Genomic DNA, 17,389 nt, shown 5'->3' on the forward strand with positions numbered 1-17,389 from the left:
GCCCTCTCCCGTGTCGTACCGACTACGTGTGCCAGTCGAGTACGTGCGACCAAGCTTCGAGGTGCTGGGAGATCACTTTCTACGGCAGCCTGGCGGCGGCACGCATTCGGTATTCGGCCGTGCTGAACCAGGGAGCACCGCTCTGCGCAGGGTGCGCGTGCAAGGGCGCGGTGCGAGACGGCCTTCGTGTATCGGAACACACGTCGATGAGGAAGGTCGCGCCCCCAGAAGGGCATCGCATCGGCCAGAGGCCCTTGAGCGGACGGTGTTGCGTCGGCAACTTCGAGACAAGTATGGGATCGACGACAACTGCATCGGGGTGCGCACGAGTTACGGGTGTCTTCTGCAATACCCGTTGTTTCGAAATCTCGCAGTCAACTCATAGTGAAGGCCGCAAATAGAGAGCAAAGAGGACCTCGGGCGTCACAGATGTTGCACAGGAAATAATGGTGGCAAGCTACCCATTTCCGCACCACCCGTCCATCTGGCTTGATGGGGTCCCTCGCGTCCGAGTCTGGGAAATGGACGTTGCTGCTCCGCGCCAGGGCGGGAAACCATGCGTGGTGCGGCATGTTCATGACCGACCGAGTGTCGCGGTGTCACGAAGTTTCGTGCCTAGGGGGCTGCGTCATGAACATCCGTCGATTCAAGCTGCTCAGATCCGGGGTGGTGTTCGCTCTCCTCGTGGGCCTGACCTCCGCCGTCCCGGCCGTGGCGGTAGCCGCGCCGGCCTCGGTCGGCGGAGCCTCGGCCACGGCGAGGCCGAGGCCCGTGGAGCCGCAGCACGCGATGACGCTTGCGCAGCGCCGCACCGAAGTCGGAAACGACCGCGCAACTGGCGTGCGTGCCAAGTCCGTTGTGTCCCTGCGGGGGTCGCACCCCACCTCGTCGGCGCTGCGCACGGAGACCGACAAGGCGCGGAAGACCGCCTCGGCACACGGCGCCGCCGCGATAACCGCCCTACAACCGGACGCAGTTGCCGCCACCAGCGTCTGGGGCGTGCCGGACAACGTGGTGATATCGGGGCCCGGCGGCGATCCTCGGGCCTGGGCCAACCTGGAAGTCTCGCCGGGTTCTTTCAACATGGGTGTGGTGGTTCCGGGCGAGACGCTGACACTGGGCGCCGACATCTGGAACTCGGTCGACGACTACGACTCGACGAGCGGCACCTATCTGGATGTGACAGCCCAGGTGCACGTCACCTGGGAACTCTCGGGCTGTGGGGCGAACATCACGATCGACGACGGTCAGGTCGTCACCGCGCATTCGTCGTTCACGCAGCTCAACACCAGCAACGGCGGTCCGACGCCGGCCCCGCCGCGCGTGTCCACGCCGTACACGGTGCCGCAGGACTGCCCTTCCGGCGGCGGCAAGTACATCAGCCTGGACGTGGTCGGCACCGTGACGGACACGGGCGGCACGTCCGGTGGGACCACGGTCAACGCCTACACGTTCCCCTCGCTCCAGGCGGCCCAGACCTACGGTGGCCGCTGCGGCGGCACGGCCTCCGGTGCCGCCCGGCCCCAGGCGTTGGACTGCGACCCGGTGAACTCGTCGACCGGCGCCTTCGCCGAGGCGTTCACCGACGCGACCGTGGCTGCCCCCGGCGTACCGTTCACGCTGTCGCGCAACTACTCGTCCAACGACACGACTTCGGGCGCCCTGGGCACCGGCTGGACCCTGCCCTGGGAGACCTCTCTCACGGTGGCCACGAACGGTGACGTCACGGTCCGCGACGAGAACGGCGCCACCTTCACCTACACCAAGACCTCCACCGGCACCTTCACCACGCCCCTCCTGGCCCGCTCGACCCTCGCGGCGGTTTCCGGGGGCGGCTACACACTGACCACGCTGGACGGCCAGGCGCTGACGTTCAGTTCGGCGGGGCTGCTCACCGGCAGGAAGGACCGTTCGGGGCAGGGGCTCGCATTCGCCTACTCCGGCGGGCAGTTGGCCACCGTGACGGACGCCGCCGGGCGCGCGGTGAGTCTGTCGTTCAGCGGCTCCACCCTCAGCCGGGTCACGCTCGCGGACGGCCGGCACGTCGACTACGCCTACTCCGCGGGTCGGTTGACGACGGTCACGGGTCTCGACGGAGGCACCACCACCTACACCTACGACACCGGCGGCCGGCTCTCGAAGATCGACGACCCGCTCGGTCACGACGTGGTGAGCAACGACTACGACTCCGCCGGGCGCGTCCTCACACAGACCGACGCCACGGGCGAGGCCACCACGTTCGTGTACCGGACCGGGGAGACGGACATCACCGCCCCGGACGGGGGCGTCTGGAGTGACCTGTACGCAGGCGGTCTGCTGACGGCCCGTTACGACCCCTTCGGCAACCGGACGTACTTCGGCTACGACGGCTACGGCAACCGCACCTCCGTCCTCGACCCGCTCGGCGACCACACCACCTACACCTACGACACCACGGGCCACCAACTCACCCATGTCACACCGAACATGACGGAGAAGTGGACCTACACCTCCGGCAACGTCGCCACCTACACCGACGGACGCTCGGACAAGACGACCTACGGCTACGACAGCGCCAACCGTCTGACCTCGATCACGGACCCCGCCGGCGGGGTGACCAACCTGACGTACACAGCGGCGGGACTCACCTCCTCGGTGACGACACCGCGCGGCAAGAAGACGTCCTACGGCTATGACACGGCCGGCAACCTCACCTCCGTCACCTCGCCGCTGAACGAGCAGACCACCTCCACCTACGACGCGTCCGGCAGACGGCTGACCAGCTCCGACCCGCTCGGCGACACCACCGTGTACACCTACGACGCCGCGGACGACGTCACCTCGGTCACCGACCCGCGCGGCAAGAAGACGTCGTATGCCTACGACGCGGCGCACAACCTGACCTCCGTCACCGATCCCCTCGGCGCGGCCATGAGTTACGTCCACGACGCCGCGAACCGGCTGACGTCGGTGAAGGACGCGGCGGGCAAAACCACAACTCGTGTCTACAACTCGGCCGGTCTGGTCGCCTCGGTCACGGATCCGCTGGGCGCCACCACGAGTTACGGATACGACAAGGGCGGCCGGCTGCTGAGCACTGTCACCCCGCGTGGCAACGTCGCCGGCGCCAACCAGGCCGCGTACACGTGGAGTTACGGCTATGACAGTGCGGGCGACCGGCTCACCGTCACCGACCCGACCGGTGCGACCACCGCCACCGCCTACGACGCCGACCAGCGCCCCGTCAAGGTCACCGACCCGCTCGGCAGGGCGACCGCCTACGCCTACGACGACGATGACAACACCACCAAGGTCACCAACCCGCTGAGCCAGAGCGTCAGTTGGACCTACGACAAGACCAACCGGGTCACGAAGATCACTGATGGGCGTTTCTACTCCACCAGTTACGGCTACGACACCGACCACGATCTGACCTCCGTCACCTCACCGTTGGGCGCGGTGACGACCTACACGGTCGACGACGACGGCCGCCGTATCACCGCCACCGACCCCCGGGGCAATGTCTCCGGCGCCAACGCGGCCTCGTACACGTGGAGTTACGCCTACGACAAGGCCGGCCACCCGACCACCGTCACCGACCCGACCGGCGCCGCCACCCACCGCACCTACGACGCCGACGGCAACATCGCCTCCACCACCGACGGCCGCGGCAACTCCACCGCCTACGCCTACGACGCCGCCGACAACCTCACCACCGTCACGGCACCCGACACCGGAGTGAGCGCGTACACCTACGACGCCTTCGGCGACATCACCGGCCGCACCGACGCCGACGGCCACGCGACGGCGTACACGTACGACGCCGACCACCGCCTCACCAAGACCACCGACCCGCTCGGCCGCGCCGACAGCTACGCCTACGACGCCGACGGCGACGCGACCGTCACGACCGACGCCCGCGGCCAGACCATCACCACCGCCTACGACGGCCGCGGCCTGCCGACCGGCCGGGCATACAGCGACGGCACCACCGCCGTCGCCTACACCCACGACGCGGCCGGCCAGGTCACCGGCATCACCGACGCCACCGGCAGCCGCACCGCCACCTATGACACCGCGGGCCGGCTGCTCACCCTCTCCGCCCCCGGCAGCAGCACGCCGTTCACCTACACCTACGACGCCGACAACGACGTGACGGCACGCACCTACCCGGACGGCAACCAGGCCACATTCACCTACAACTCCGACGACGAGGTCACCGCCCAGACCGCCAACTCGGCCACCACCAAGTACGCCTACGACGCGGCCGGGAACCTCACCACCACCACACTCCCGACCGCCAACGGCTATACGGAGAGCCGCGCTTACGACGGTGCGGGCCAACTGGCGACCATCGCCTCGGCCAACTCCACCAGCACGCTGGCGAGTTGGTCGGCCACGCGGGACGCGAACGGCTCTCCGTCGACGGTGACGTCCACCCGCGCCGGCACCGCCCAGCCGCCGACCGGCTACAGCTACGACAGCAACGGCCGCCTGCTCTCGGAATGCACGGCGCCTTCCGGCTCCACCGGCTGCCCGACCGGCTCCTCGAAGACCACTTACACCTACGACAAGGCCGGCAACCGCCTCACCAAGGCGACCGGCACCGCGAGCACGGGCTACACCTACGACGCCGCCGACGAACTGACCAAGGCCGTCACCGGTTCGACCACGACCGCCTACACCTACGACGCCGACGGCGACCAGACCTCCGCGGGCACCACGACCTACAAGTACAACGCCGCGAGCCAGCTCTCCGGCGCCACCGTCGGCTCCACCGCGTACACCTACACCTACGACGCCGCCGGCAACCGGACCACCACCAAGACCAACGGCACGCTCTCCCGCACCACTTACTGGGACATCGACAACCCCCTGCCCCAGATCGCCGACGAGACCAACGGCTCCGGCACCCTGATCGGCGACTACCGCTACGACCCCCTGGGCGAGCCCCAGACCCTGCGCACCAGCGCGGGCACCTACTACGACCACCACGACCTGTCCGGCTCCATCACCGACCTCACCAGCTCGGCCGGGGTCGACCAGACCAAGTACGCCTACGACGCGTACGGCACCACCACAGCCACCACCCTGGTCACCGGCGCACCGGCCAACCCCTTCACCTACACCGGCCAGTACCAGGACCCCGCCGGCACCGCCCTCGGCTACCAACTCCGGGCCCGCACCTACGACCCGAGCACCGGCCGCTTCACCAGCACCGACCCCGCACCCAGCTCCGTCGCAGCCCCCTCCACGTCCTCCTACGCCTACACCGACGACGACCCGACCACCCTCACCGACCCCTCGGGCGCCTGCCCCGAATGCGTCAGCGCCGCTGTCGGCGGCATCGTCGGCGGAGTCTTCGGCGGCATCGGCTACTCCCTCAGCCACCCCCACGACTTCAGCTGGAGCGGCTTCGGCACCGCCGCCGGCAAGGGCGCCCTGTACGGCTTCGGCGCCGGGCTCCTCATGCCCGCGGCCGGCGCAGGAGCCGTGGACCTCCTGGGTCTGGAAGAAGGCAGCACCGCCGCCACGGCGACCTCGGCCACCGTCAACGCGGGCGTGGGCGCGGCCTACACCTGGGCCTTCGACAACGCCCTGTGCGAACCCACCACCCCCGGCGACCTGCTTCTCGGAGCACTCGGCGGAGCCTTCTCCGGCCTGTTTTCCTCCGGTACCCCCACGTGGCTCTCCGCAGTTGAGGACTCCGGCGCGCAGCCTCGTACGTACCCCAATCTTTACGACGATCCGGACGTGCTCGCCCAGGAACTGGCCGACGCAGCAGATGCGGGAGTGGCTCCCATCGACACGGGAACTCGTGCATTCGACGACGCAGTGACAAACGGAGGCAACTACTTGTGGGCCGTTGGGGCCGATGGGAAACTCCGCATCATCCCGGACGCGTCCAACAAGATCAAACACTCCGTACTGTTCGGAGGGGGCCGAGTGCAGGGAGCCGGAGATGTAACCTTCACGAACGGATCGGTGAGCCTCATCAGTGACAAGAGCGGCCACTACTATCCGATGCTGGACCTCGATGTGCCCGATTCCTATCTTCAGTCAGGCGTCAATGCATTCCGAAACGCAGGCATAGATGTTCCGGGAGAGGCCGTCAGGCCGTTCGCGTGGTGATCGGCATTGAATAATCCGATGGCCGACTACGGCACGCTTATCAGGCTTGAACCCGCACAGCTCTCGGAGGCCCTCTGGCGGCTGTCCCCGCCGATGTCTCCGGGACGCCGGGCGAGATGGGTCCTTGCCCTGGTAGACATCGCGTTCACAGATTACTACGCCGTCAATCAGAAGTCGGACATCGACCTGACTATGCGGCTTGCCTTCGCATCGAGGCTGCTGGATTTCATCGACCGTGAACTGGAGATTGACGCCCAGGCGGACATTGCCGGCGAGTACATGAGATTCTCCCGCAAGGCAATGAATGACGGTGTGCGAGATGTACCCCGGAACCTGCAGGTTGATTCCGTGGTGGCGCGAGTTCTGGAGTGCTTCTCCCTTACTCGTGTGCAGGCGTTGCAGGTGGCCGGTATTAGGCGTGAGCGATACCTGGATGCACTCACCGCACACCTGCAAGGTGAAGAATTCGATCGGGCGGTCCGTGTCCCTGGAGTCGCCGAACTCCTGGTATTGAACAACCTGCTGTCCGAAGTGCGCTGGTTCCAGGAGAAGGTGTCCGATGTGAATATTTCGGGAGAGCTCACCTCTTGGCTTGACATTTCTGCCGACCTTGCGCTCGGAGAAACTGTGGCGCAGTTGCTCGCCAGTCGAAGGGGAAGGGTTCAGGGGAGCCCTTGATCTGAGATCCGGAGGGCCTGTCATTGGCGGTCTTTCTGCCGATCGACCACGGTGGACTCGATCTGGCTGCGCAACAACGATCTGGGAGGCTGCCCGAAAGACCGGTTGTCCCCACATGTACGTGAGAACTGGTCGAGGCCCAGAAGCTGATCCCGGGCTCTTGATGCCGAGTGTGGGGCACCGCATGGGCGAGGCTCCACACCGGTCCGCAGCGCTGATTACGTGCACGTCCTTCTGGTGCTGCCCGCGCCGAACTCGGCCTGGTTGTCTGCCTCGACGTGAGGATTTGCGTCGACTGCTCATGCCGTGCGCGGACGCGCTCTCTGTTGGCGGCAGGTCTGGTAGCGCTGGATGACGCAATGACTGTTGTCAGTGCTGCGCCGGTACATCGAGGTCGTCAAGTAGCCCGCGGACCCGGCGCTCGATCGCGTCGCGGATAGGCCGGACGTCGTCGACGGTCTGGCCAGCCGGGTCGTCCAGGGTCCAGTCGAGGTACCGCTTGCCGGGGAAGACCGGGCAGGCGTCGCCGCAGCCCATGGTGACGACGACGTCGGCGGCGCGGACGATCTCCTCGGTCCAGGGCTTGGTGAACTCGCGGGAGATGTCGATGCTGCGCTCGCTCATCGCGGCGATGGCCGACGGGTTGATCTCGTTTCCCGGTTCGGAGCCGCCCGACCAGGCCACGGCGCCGTCACCGGCGAGGTACTGGAAGAAGCCGAGGGCCATCTGGCTGCGCCCGGCGTTGTGAACGCAGAGGAAGAGCACGACGGGCTTGCCGTCGGTGATGTGGCCTTCGACCTTGGCCAGGGCGTGCAGGCGCTGGCGGGCGAACCGTTCGGCCAGGAGTGGCAGGTAGTTGGGGATGGTGCTGCGGCCGGCGAACTGGTCGTAGCTGGAGTGGAGGAACCGTTCGATGGTTTCCTCGCCGAAGGTGCCGTCGAACTGGCGGCGCAGGTGGGTGGCGGCGGTACGCAGGGCGAGTTGCTGGTCGATGCTCAAGTCGCGGTGTGGGAAGGACTCGGTCTCAGTCATCGCTGCCTCCAGGAGGTCGGACGGCGGGGGCCAGCCGGTCGATCCGGTTGGCGAGGTCACTCAAGGCGGCGGCGAAGGCTTCGTCGGTGCCAGTGCGGGTGGGGTCGGGGACCGACCAGTGCAGACGGTCGGGGACCCGGGGGCCGAGATGTTCGTGAGCGTTGTCGCAGACGGCGATCACGAGGTCGTCCGGGCGCAGCGTCTCGTCGATGTGGGAAGTACGGGTGGGGGCCAGGGAGAGGCCGTGTTTGCGTGCGGTCGCGACGGCTCGGGGGTGAATGCGTCGCGCGGGATCGGTTCCGGCCGAGGCGGTAGGGACGGTGCTGTGGCGCTTCCATAGGGCCGCGGCGAGGTGTGAGCGGGCGGAGTTGTGGGTGCAGACGAACACCACACGGGGTGCCGTACGCAAGGGTGTTGGCATGAGGTCGGCCAGGTTCTGCACGCGTAGGCGCAGGTAGGTGCGCCGTCGGTCTCCTTCGGAGCGGGACCGCTCGATCAGGCCGACCTGTTCGAGCAGCTTGAGGTGGTGGGCCAGGAGGTTGCTGGGCAGGCCCAGTTCCTGGCCGAGTTCGCTGGGTGAGGCGTCGCCCAGCAGGAGTCTGTCGATGATCGCCAGGCGTGCGGGTTCCCCCAGTGCCGCGTGCCGTTGCGCCCGCGACACCATGGATGTAGACCACTCAGCGTTCATTGACTCAATATTCGTTGAGCTAATGCCTGGAGTCAATGGTTCTGCGGGGGGAGAGGGGCGGTGTTTGGTGGGTAAGGCCGTCAGAGGGCGCCCAGCATGCGGCGCTGTACGTCGAGGTGGTGCTCGCTCATCCATGCCTGTGCCGCGATTTGGACCGCGTCCCATGGGGAGCCGAGGGGAGGAGTGTAGGAGAGGTCGAGTTCGCTGAGGCCGTCTACCGGCATGCCGTGGAAGAGCGCGGTGGCGTACGTGTCCACGCGCTTGGAGATCTCCGCGCCGCGCCGTCCGACGAGTTGGGCGCCGAGCAGGAGGCCGCTTTTGGTGTCGCCGGTGACGCGGATGGAGATCGGGGTGGCGCCGGGGTAGTACGCCTTGTGGTCGTCGGGGCGGCTCGCGGTGGTCGCCGGTGTCCAGCCCCGGCCGGAGTCGGCGGCTTCGTGGTCGCGCAGGCCGGTGCGGGCGGCGACGAGGTCGAAGACCTTGACCACCTGGGTGCCGAGGCTGCCCGCGAACCAGCGGGTGCCGCCGAGGGCGTTCTCGCCGGCGATCCGGCCCTGTTTGTGGGCGGTCGTCCCGAGCGGGAGCCAGGTCTTGCCGAGGAGGCGGTGGTGGGTGACGGCGCAGTCTCCGGCCGCGTAGACGTCGGGCAGTGATGTGCGCATGTACTCGTCGACGTCGATCGCGCCCTTCACGCCGAGTTGGGCTCCGGCGGTGGCGGCGAGGGTGGTGTCGGGTCGTACGCCGACGACGACCAGGACGAGGTCGGCGCTGCGGGTGAAGGGATTGCCGTTCGGCCCGGTGGCGCGCACCTGGAGTGTGTCGCCGACGGCGTCGCGAGCGATCGCGGAGACCTGGGTGCCGGTGATGACTTCGACGCCGTTGGAGGTGAGTTCGTCATGGACGAGGGCGCCGAGTTCGCGGTCCACGGTGGGCAGGACCTCGGGCAGGGCCTCGATCTGGGTGACGTGCAGGCCGCGGGTGGTGAGGGCCTCGGCCATCTCCAGGCCGATGTAGCCGGCGCCGATGACGACGGCCGACTTCGGGTTGCGCGCGGCGATGGACTGCATGACCCCGAAGGTGTCGCCCATGTTGTGCAGGAGGTGAACGCCGTCCTGCGGGCCGAGCGCGTCGGGCCCCGTCAGTCCCTCGATGGGCGGGCGGGAGCTGACGGCCCCGGTGCCCACGATCAGTGCGTCGTACGGCAGTTGCTCGATCGATCCGGTCCCGTCGCGCACCATCACGCGCTTGCCGGTCACGTCGATGCCGGTGGCGAGCGTGTTGGTGCGGACCTCCATGCCGGTGGCTTTGAGGTCGGCGAGGGTGCGGTGGGCGAGGCTGCTCCAGTGGTCGACCTCTCCGGAGACGTAGTACGGGATGCCGCAGATGGAGAAGTTCGGGTAGGCGTCGGCCACCACCACGGTGACCTCGCTGTCGGGATCCAACTCGCGGGCGCGCAGGGCCGCACTGATGCCGGCGTCGCTCCCGCCGATGGCGACGATGCGTTTGCTGGCCATCGAGAAACCTCCGTCGGAGATCGGAGAAGGGGAGGTGGTGGGGGCTGCTGTTCGCGCCCCCACCGGCGTCGCGTGTCAGGCGAGGTGGTCGGCGAGTTCGCGTTCGAGGGCGGCCTTCGGCTTCGCGCCCACGATGGTCTGCACGACCTCGCCGCCCTTGTAGAGGTTCAGCGTCGGGATGGACATAACGCCGTAGCGGGCGGCGATGGCCGGGTTCTCGTCGATGTTGAGCTTGACGATCTCGATCTTGTCGCCGTGCTCGGCGGCGATCGCCTCCAGCGAGGGTGCGATCTGGCGGCAGGGGCCGCACCAGGCGGCCCAGAAGTCGACCAGGACGGGTTTGTCGCTGGCGAGAACGTCCTGGTCGAAGGAGTCCTCGGTGACGTTCTTGAGAGCCATGGTGATTCTCCAGGAGGCGTCAGACGGCGATTGCGATCGCTTCGTCGGTGGTGTCGGAGTCGCTCAGGGAGGCGAGGTACCGCTCGGCGTCGAGGGCGGCGGCGCAGCCGGACCCGGCCGCGGTGATGGCCTGGCGGTAGGTGTGGTCGACCACGTCGCCCGCGCCGAAGACGCCCGCGATGTTCGTACGCGTGGAGGGGGAGGCGACCTTGAGGTAGCCCTCGTCGTCCAGGTCCAGCTGGCCGGTGACCAGGTCGGTGCGCGGGTCGTGGCCGATGGCGACGAACAGGCCGGTTGCCGGGAGGCGAGAGGTCTCGCCGGTGACGGTGTCGCGCAGGGTGAGCCCGGCGAGCTTGCCGCCGTCCTCGTGGATCTCGGCGACCTCGCTGTTCCAGGCGAAGGAGATCTTCGGGTCCGCGAGCGCGCGGTCCTGCATGGTCTTGGACGCCCGCAGGGTGTCGCGACGGTGGACGATCGTCACGGAACAGGCGAAGCGGGAGAGGAAGGTGGCCTCCTCCATCGCCGTGTCGCCGCCGCCGACCACCACGATGTCGTGCCCGCGGAAGAAGAAGCCGTCGCGGGTCGCGCAGTACGACACACCCCGGCCCGAGAGCGCGTCCTCGCCGGGCAGGCCCAGCTTGCGGTGCTGCGAGCCGGTCGCCACGATGACGGCCTTCGCCCGGTGGACCGTACCCGCGCTGTCGGTGACGGTCTTGACGGCGCCGGTGAGGTCGACCTCGACGATGTCGTCGGGGACGAGTTCGGCGCCGAAGCGTTCGGCCTGGGCCCGCATGTTGTCCATGAGGTCCGGGCCCATGATGCCGTCGCGGAAGCCGGGGAAGTTCTCCACCTCGGTCGTCTGCACCAGCGCGCCGCCGGCCGTGACCGCGCCCTCGAAGATCAGCGGCTTCAACGAAGCGCGGGCGGTGTAGAGGGCGGCGGTGTATCCGGCGGGGCCGGAGCCGATGACGATGACGTTGCGTACGTCCGCAGTCGTGTCCGTCGCTGTACTCATGCTTGCGGCTCCGGCGCGATCTCCTTGAGCAGGCCCTCTACGAGCACCTTGATCTCGTCGCGGATCGGACGGACGGCCGCGACGCCCTGGCCCGCCGGGTCCTCCAACGTCCAGTCCAGGTACCGCTTGCCGGGGAAGACGGGGCAGGTGTCGCCGCAGCCCATGGTGATGCAGACGTCCGACTCCTTCACCGCGTCCACGGTGAGCATCTTCGGGACCTCCGCGGAGATGTCGATGCCGACCTCGGCCATGGCCTCGACGGCGGCCGGGTTGACGCCGGCGCCCGGGTTGGAACCGGCGGACCGGACCTCGACGCGGTCCCCGGCCAGGTGGGTCAGCCACGCGGCGGCCATCTGGGAACGGCCGGCGTTGTGGACGCAGACGAACAGCACGGAGGGCTTGTCGGCCATCAGAGGTCTCTCTTGTCTCGCAACAGAACGGGCACGACATATCAGTACCCGGTGGTGTCAGTCACCGCTGATGTGACAGTATCAGCGCATGCTGACGTCAGTCGACACTGATCTGATCCGGGTTCTGGCCGACCCGCTAAGGCTCCAGATCGTGACCTTGCTCGCCCAAGAAACGCTGTGCACCACTCACCTCGTGGAGGAGACCGGTGCCCGGCAGACCAACCTCTCCAACCACCTGAAGGTGCTGCGCGAGGCCGGGGTCGTCGAGACGGAGCCGTGCGGCCGGTACACGTACTACAAGCTGCGTCCGGAAGTCTTCGCCTCGCTCGCCGGTCAGTTTGCCGACCTGGCCGAGTCCGCTCGTGCCGCCGTAGAGAACAAGAGGGCCTGCCCATGACCGCCGCCGAAGCCGCCCCGGTCGCGGAGTCCGCCGCACACGCCGCCGAGCCGGCCTCCGTCGGGTCTGCGCCGGGTGCCACCCCGCCGCGTAATCCCCTGGTTGCCCGGGCCGCCGCCGAACTCATAGGCACGGCGCTGCTGGTGGCTGTCGTGGTCGGCTCCGGTATCCAGGCCACCAACCTGAGCCACGACGTGGGTGTGCAGCTCTTGGCCAACTCCCTGGCCACCGTCTTCGGACTCGGCATCCTGATCCTGTTGTTCGGACCGGTCTCCGGTGCGCACTTCAACCCGGTCGTCACGCTGGCCGAGTGGTGGACGGCGCGACGTGGCGGCGCCGGGGTCACCCTGCGCGAGGTGGCCGTGTATGTGCCCGCGCAGATCGTGGGTGCGATCGTGGGCGCGATCCTGGCGGATGCGATGTTCGGCGAGCCGCTTGTGAAGTGGTCCACGCATGACCGTTCGGCCGGGCATCTGTTGCTGGGTGAGGTGGTCGCGACGGCTGGTCTGATCCTGCTGATCTTCGGCCTGGCGCGTGCCGACCGGCTGCAGTTCGCGCCCGTGGCCGTCGCGTCCTATATCGGCGCCGCGTACTGGTTCACGTCGTCGACGTCCTTCGCCAACCCCGCCGTGACTATCGGCCGCGCCTTCACCGACTCATTCGCGGGCATCGCGCCGGGTTCGGTCCTGGGGTTCATCGGCATGCAACTCGTCGGTGGGGTGGTCGGGTTGGCCCTGGTGGCGCTTGTCTTCATGCGCGGTCGCCCTGCCGAATGACGTACACGACACAGGTGGTGGTGATCTGCGGTGCTTCATGACGGGCTGCAGTTTCACCACACGTACCTGTGCCGAGGGTAGGAGCCAGTGGTGTGCAGGGGAGGTCGGGCCGATCCGCTGAAGGGCGATGTACACGAGGGCCAGGGGCACCCCGTACACGGTGGACGGCCTTGCTCCTGTGCAGGGCAGCAGCCGTGAACGCTTGACCTTCAAGTCGGGTCGAAGGTTTACCGTCGGACGCATGACGACCTACCGGATCTCGCAGCTGGCGGATCTCTCCGGCGTTCCGGCCACGACACTGCGCTTCTACGAGGACGCCGGCCTGCTGCCCGCGGACCGCACCCCGGCCCGGTACCGCCAGTACGGCGACGACGCGGTGGAGCGCCTGGCGTTCATCTCCTCGGCGAAGCTCCTGGGCCTGGCACTGGAGGAGATCCGCGAGCTCCTGGACGTGCGCGAGGAAGGCGTGTGCGCCTCGGTACGGGCCCGGATGCTGCCACTGGTCGCCGCCCGGATCACGGAGACCGACGGCCGCATCGCCGAGCTGCGGGCGTTCAGCGGCCGTCTTGCCGGTGTCCACGCCGACCTGTCGGGCCCGGCCCCCGAGGGTGCGTGCGGTCCGGACTGCGGCTGCACCACCACGACGTCGACCGCGGCCCCCGGACCGGTCCCGGTACTGCTGTCATCCACCCGCCCCGCACCCGAAGAGGTTCCCGAAACGTGGCGCCAGGCCGCCGTGGCGTGCACGCTGGGCGGTGCCGAACTCGGCGAGCGCACCGAGCAGTGGCGCACGCTGGCCGGCAGGGCCGAGCGGCGCGAGGACATCCCGGACGGACTTCGGCTCGTCTTCCCGGCCGGCGCCGACCTCGCCGCCGAGGTCGCGGCCCTCGCGGCGGCGGAGCAGGGCTGCTGCGCCTTCTTCGACTTCACCCTCCATCTGACCCCCGACGCCCTCCAGTTGGATGTTCGCGCGCCCGAGAGCGCCGCCGGCATGCTGGCCGACCTGTTCGGAGCGACCGCATGACCACCCCCTCCTCTCCCCGCCCGGCCCGTCCGTGGGGCACCCTCGGCGCCGGCGCGGCTGCCCTCGCCGCCTGCGCGGTGTGCTGTGCGGGGCCGCTCCTCGCCATCCTCGGCGGTATCGGCGTCACCTCCGCGGTCGGGGCGCTGTGGATGCCCGTCTTCGCGGTGCTGGCCGTGGCCGCCGGACTCGGCATGCTCATGGTTCGGCAGCGGCGCAGGAAGGCGGCTTGCGGCACGGCCCCGGCCTTGGCCCCCACGGATCTCGGCATGCCCACCCTCGGTCCGAGTGCGGACGAGTCCGAGAGAGCGAAGAGCGGGCGCTGAAGCACGGCGCCGCGGGGGCGGGGGAGGAGCTGGCCCGGTGGCCTGTGAGGATGAGGCGGGGCCGCCGACCGGGGCCTCTGATCGGTACGAAGGAGCCGTTCGGGTGCCGCAGCAGCAGGGAGCGCAGGGCCTGGTCGAGCGGATGGAACACCACCAGGTCGCGATCTACCTGGCGGCGATGGCGGCAGGCGCGCTGCTTGGCTGGGCTGCCCCCGGAGCGGGGCCGGGGCTGGAGCACGCCATCAACCCGGTGCTCGGTGCGCTGCTGTTCGTCACCTTCCTCCAGGTCCCGGCCGCCGAACTGGTCCGCTCACTGCGCGACGGCCGGTTCCTGTCCGCCGCACTGGTGGTGAATTTCGTGGTGGTGCCGCTGGTGGTCGCCGCGATGTTCGCGTTCCTGCCCTCCGACCAGGCCGTCCGTCTCGGGATCCTGCTGGTGCTGCTGTGCCCGTGCGTGGACTACGTCATCGTCTTCTCCGGGCTGGCCGGCGGCAGCAACCGCCGCCTGCTGGCCGCCACCCCGGTACTGCTCGTCACGCAGATGTTGCTGCTGCCCGGGTTCCTGTACGTCTTCATGGGTTCGGAGTTGGCCGACATCGTCGAGGTCAGACCGTTCCTTGAGGCGTTCCTGATCCTGATCGTCATCCCGCTGGCCCTTGCCTGGGCCCTGCAGGCATGGGCCGCGCGCCGTCCGGCCGGTCAGAAGGTCTCCGACGCGGCGACCACCACGATGGTGCCGCTGATGGCCGCCACCTTGCTGGTCGTGGTCGCCTCCCAGGTCCCCAAGCTGGGCGACAGCCTCGCCGACGTCGCTGCGGTCATCCCCTTCTACATTGCCTTCCTGCTGGTCATGGCATTCGCCGGCAAGGCGGTGGCCCACCTGTTCCACCTCGAAGCCCCGGCAGCCCGCGCAATCGTCTTCACCGGCGCCACTCGCAACTCCCTGGTCGTCCTGCCGCTCGCTCTCGCCCTGCCTGATGACCTGGCCGTCGCCGCGGTCGTCGTGGTCACCCAGACCCTGGTGGAGGTCGTGGGCATGGTCACCTACGTCCGTCTGGTGCCCCGGCTGGTCCCCGAGAGGGCTCCTGCCAGCGCTGGCTAACTTGCCACAGACGAGTTCGTGGAGCAGGGGAGGGCGAATGACCTAGGTGACTTAGGAGGACGGCCCGGCCTGCAAGGTGCTTGCTGTTGTCCAAGCTCATGAACATTTCACCTCACCCCTGACGGCCGGGAGCCTCCGGAACTGGTGCCGAAGTGCAGTCCCTTGCTTCTGTGAACAAAGCCAAGTGATTGCACTTCAACGGCAGGGCACTGCCCATTCTTGTCAGGGTGTGTCAGAAGCCGCGGATGACTGCGTGCCTCGCTGCTGCCAGGCCAGAGTGATGGCGACAGTCACACCGCCGACGCTGACAGCGGCTGCGACAGCGGTGTAGCCGTAGGCGTCGGCGACGGGCCCGCCCGTGAGAGGGGCGAGGAGGTAGCCCAGGATGCCGATCTGGGACCAGAGGACCATCGCGGTGACGATGCGCTGTGCGGGTACGGCGTCGAGCAGGACCCCGATGGCGCCGGTGTTGGCCAGCCCGATGCCGCATCCCGCAACTGCCAGGGAGACGATCCACACCGGTACCGAGGAACTGGCCCCGGCGGCAGCGAGCCCGGCGATGACCAGCGCGGTCGAGGCCAGTAGGGCCCGGCGCGGGCTGAGCCGGGCGGCCAGCGCGGCGGCGACGGCCACCAGTACCGAAGTCGCCGCGTAGAGCGCGCCGATCTGGGCCTGAGCGAGCTTGGTGCCGAAGTGCAGTGGCAGCACTCCTTCCAGGGTGCCCAGAGCCATCACCGCAAAGGCGATACCGGCGCTGGCCGCCCAGAACCCGCGTGAGCGCAGTGCCCGGCGGTCGGCGGTGAACGTCGCACCATGTGCGGGCAGTTGCAGCGCCAATACGGGTACGGCCATCAGCAGGGTGAGTACGAGGTAGACGGCGAAGGGGTCGCGCACGCCGTGGATGGAGCCGAGCAGGGGACCCAGCAAGCCACCCGCGGAGTAGGCGGCGAAGACACGGCTCATGCACAGGTACTCCTGGCCGGGCCAGCTGGCCAGCGTAGTGAAGGTGATGCCCAGCCACAGACAGCCCGAGCCCAGCCCCATCACCAGACGGGCCGGCGCGAAGACGGCCAAGTCCGAGCCGAAGACGAACCCCAAGCTCCCCATCGCGACCAGCGCCAGGCTGACCATGATCACTGACGCCGGTGCCTGACGTCGCACTGCGGCGCCGCCCAGCGCGAAACCGGCGACCATGCCCAGAGGGAATGTGGCCACCAGCATCCCCATCACGGTGACACTGGCCTCGGTGTGCTGCGCGAGTTCCGGAAGCACCGGTGCGATCAGGCTGTACCCGGCCGCGTCCAGCACCCCCAGTCCCAGCAACACCGCATAGACCGCTGTCGAACGCCGCCCCGCCAGCGGCTCGGGCGTCGGTCCTTCGGCCATCGCGGTCGCGCTCATCGGTCCCTGCCCCGTCGGCCTCGGCCATCGCCTGACGCGACCGGCGCGGGCGCGGGCCGGCCCATCACTACATCGGCGGCCGAAGGAAACGCCTGCACGCACTCCTCGTTGAGCCGGTAGCGGCTGAAGGAGCCCTCCCGCTCCACCAGCACGAACCCCACGTCGGCCAGCCCTTTCAAGTGGTGCGACACCGTGGACTGGCCCACCTCCACCGCGGACACGATCTGCCCGACCGTCAACGGCATAGCACTGCGCGCCAGCAGCGTCACGATCTGAATCCGCGTGGCGTCAGCCAGCGCCTTGAACCAGCTCGCGTACTCCTCGGCCTCGGAACGTTCCAGGAAGTCACTCATCGGTAATCGACGATAATAGATATGTGAGAGGTCGGCTACCGCCCGGGGTACTGCCAACGCAGCCTGTGCCACGTGGTGTAGGTGCAGAGAGCCCAATAGCGCCTCGCCAACTGGCAGTTGAGGAGTCGGATGCGGCACCCCGGTGGCACCGCCGTCCGTCCGCTCA

The 17,389-nt window shown here is 68.4% G+C and carries 15 protein-coding genes; 7 read left to right on the top strand and 8 right to left on the bottom strand.

Annotation, left to right across the window (positions count from 1 at the left end):
- Positions 1-630: 630 nt before the first annotated feature.
- Positions 631-6,111, top strand: coding sequence for a DUF6531 domain-containing protein (locus OG223_RS37455; protein WP_329258483.1), 5,481 nt, complete (start codon positions 631-633; stop codon positions 6,109-6,111).
- A gap of 18 nt (positions 6,112-6,129) precedes the next feature.
- The gene (locus tag OG223_RS37460) at positions 6,130-6,789 is read left to right on the top strand and encodes a hypothetical protein (protein WP_329258485.1); all 660 of its coding nucleotides are present in this window, start codon (positions 6,130-6,132) and stop codon (positions 6,787-6,789) included.
- 369 nt (positions 6,790-7,158) lie between these two features.
- Here the strand turns inward: OG223_RS37460 and OG223_RS37465 are convergent, their stop codons facing one another.
- From OG223_RS37465 to OG223_RS37490, 6 genes are all read right to left on the bottom strand, one after another.
- Positions 7,159-7,821 carry an arsenate reductase ArsC gene (locus OG223_RS37465; RefSeq protein ID WP_329258487.1) on the bottom strand — a complete coding sequence of 221 codons (663 nt, stop codon included), beginning with the start codon at positions 7,819-7,821 and terminating at the stop codon, positions 7,159-7,161.
- Positions 7,814-8,485, bottom strand: a complete 672-nt coding sequence (locus OG223_RS37470) for an arsenate reductase/protein-tyrosine-phosphatase family protein (RefSeq protein WP_329258490.1) — start codon at positions 8,483-8,485, stop codon at positions 7,814-7,816. The genes OG223_RS37465 and OG223_RS37470 overlap by 8 nt, the downstream gene beginning before the upstream one ends.
- 104 nt (positions 8,486-8,589) lie before the next feature.
- On the bottom strand, positions 8,590-10,023 hold the full coding sequence (locus OG223_RS37475) for an FAD-dependent oxidoreductase (RefSeq protein WP_329258492.1): 1,434 nt from the start codon (positions 10,021-10,023) through the stop codon (positions 8,590-8,592).
- A gap of 75 nt (positions 10,024-10,098) precedes the next feature.
- Positions 10,099-10,422, bottom strand: coding sequence for a thioredoxin (trxA, locus tag OG223_RS37480; protein WP_398852348.1), 324 nt, complete (start codon positions 10,420-10,422; stop codon positions 10,099-10,101).
- Between the two features lie 19 nt (positions 10,423-10,441).
- Positions 10,442-11,437 carry a thioredoxin-disulfide reductase gene (trxB, locus tag OG223_RS37485; RefSeq protein WP_329258495.1) on the bottom strand — a complete coding sequence of 332 codons (996 nt, stop codon included), beginning with the start codon at positions 11,435-11,437 and terminating at the stop codon, positions 10,442-10,444.
- Positions 11,434-11,847, bottom strand: a complete 414-nt coding sequence (locus tag OG223_RS37490) for an arsenate reductase ArsC (protein WP_329258499.1) — start codon at positions 11,845-11,847, stop codon at positions 11,434-11,436. Before OG223_RS37490 ends, trxB begins: the two co-directional genes overlap by 4 nt.
- Before the next feature lie 88 nt (positions 11,848-11,935).
- Here OG223_RS37490 and OG223_RS37495 point away from each other — a divergent pair, with 88 nt between their 5' ends.
- The 5 genes from OG223_RS37495 to OG223_RS37515 all read left to right on the top strand — a co-directional run bounded on the left by OG223_RS37495 (position 11,936) and on the right by OG223_RS37515 (position 15,469).
- The gene (locus tag OG223_RS37495) at positions 11,936-12,244 is read left to right on the top strand and encodes an ArsR/SmtB family transcription factor (RefSeq protein WP_329258501.1); all 309 of its coding nucleotides are present in this window, start codon (positions 11,936-11,938) and stop codon (positions 12,242-12,244) included.
- Complete coding sequence (locus tag OG223_RS37500) at positions 12,241-13,020, top strand: MIP/aquaporin family protein (protein ID WP_329258503.1); 780 nt, start codon at positions 12,241-12,243, stop codon at positions 13,018-13,020. The genes OG223_RS37495 and OG223_RS37500 overlap by 4 nt, the downstream gene beginning before the upstream one ends.
- A 241-nt stretch (positions 13,021-13,261) precedes the next feature.
- Positions 13,262-14,044: a heavy metal-responsive transcriptional regulator gene (locus tag OG223_RS37505; protein WP_329258506.1), complete on the top strand. Its 783-nt coding sequence runs from the start codon at positions 13,262-13,264 to the stop codon at positions 14,042-14,044.
- Positions 14,041-14,367 (top strand): hypothetical protein, encoded by a 327-nt coding sequence (locus OG223_RS37510; RefSeq protein WP_329258509.1) that lies wholly within the window; start codon positions 14,041-14,043, stop codon positions 14,365-14,367. Before OG223_RS37505 ends, OG223_RS37510 begins: the two co-directional genes overlap by 4 nt.
- 142 nt (positions 14,368-14,509) lie before the next feature.
- A complete protein-coding gene (locus OG223_RS37515; RefSeq protein WP_329265683.1) occupies positions 14,510-15,469 on the top strand; it encodes a bile acid:sodium symporter in 960 nt (319 codons plus the stop codon).
- Positions 15,470-15,691: 222 nt separating this feature from the next.
- On the opposite strand, the gene OG223_RS37520 is transcribed toward OG223_RS37515, so the two are convergent.
- On the bottom strand, positions 15,692-16,870 hold the full coding sequence (locus OG223_RS37520; protein ID WP_329258512.1) for an MFS transporter: 1,179 nt from the start codon (positions 16,868-16,870) through the stop codon (positions 15,692-15,694).
- The gene (locus OG223_RS37525; RefSeq protein WP_329258515.1) at positions 16,867-17,223 is read right to left on the bottom strand and encodes an ArsR/SmtB family transcription factor; all 357 of its coding nucleotides are present in this window, start codon (positions 17,221-17,223) and stop codon (positions 16,867-16,869) included. The genes OG223_RS37520 and OG223_RS37525 overlap by 4 nt, the downstream gene beginning before the upstream one ends.
- Positions 17,224-17,389 lie beyond the last annotated feature (166 nt).

It is taken from the genome of Streptomyces sp. NBC_01478, assembly GCF_036227225.1.
In the GTDB taxonomy this organism is placed as follows: Bacteria; Actinomycetota; Actinomycetes; order Streptomycetales; family Streptomycetaceae; genus Streptomyces.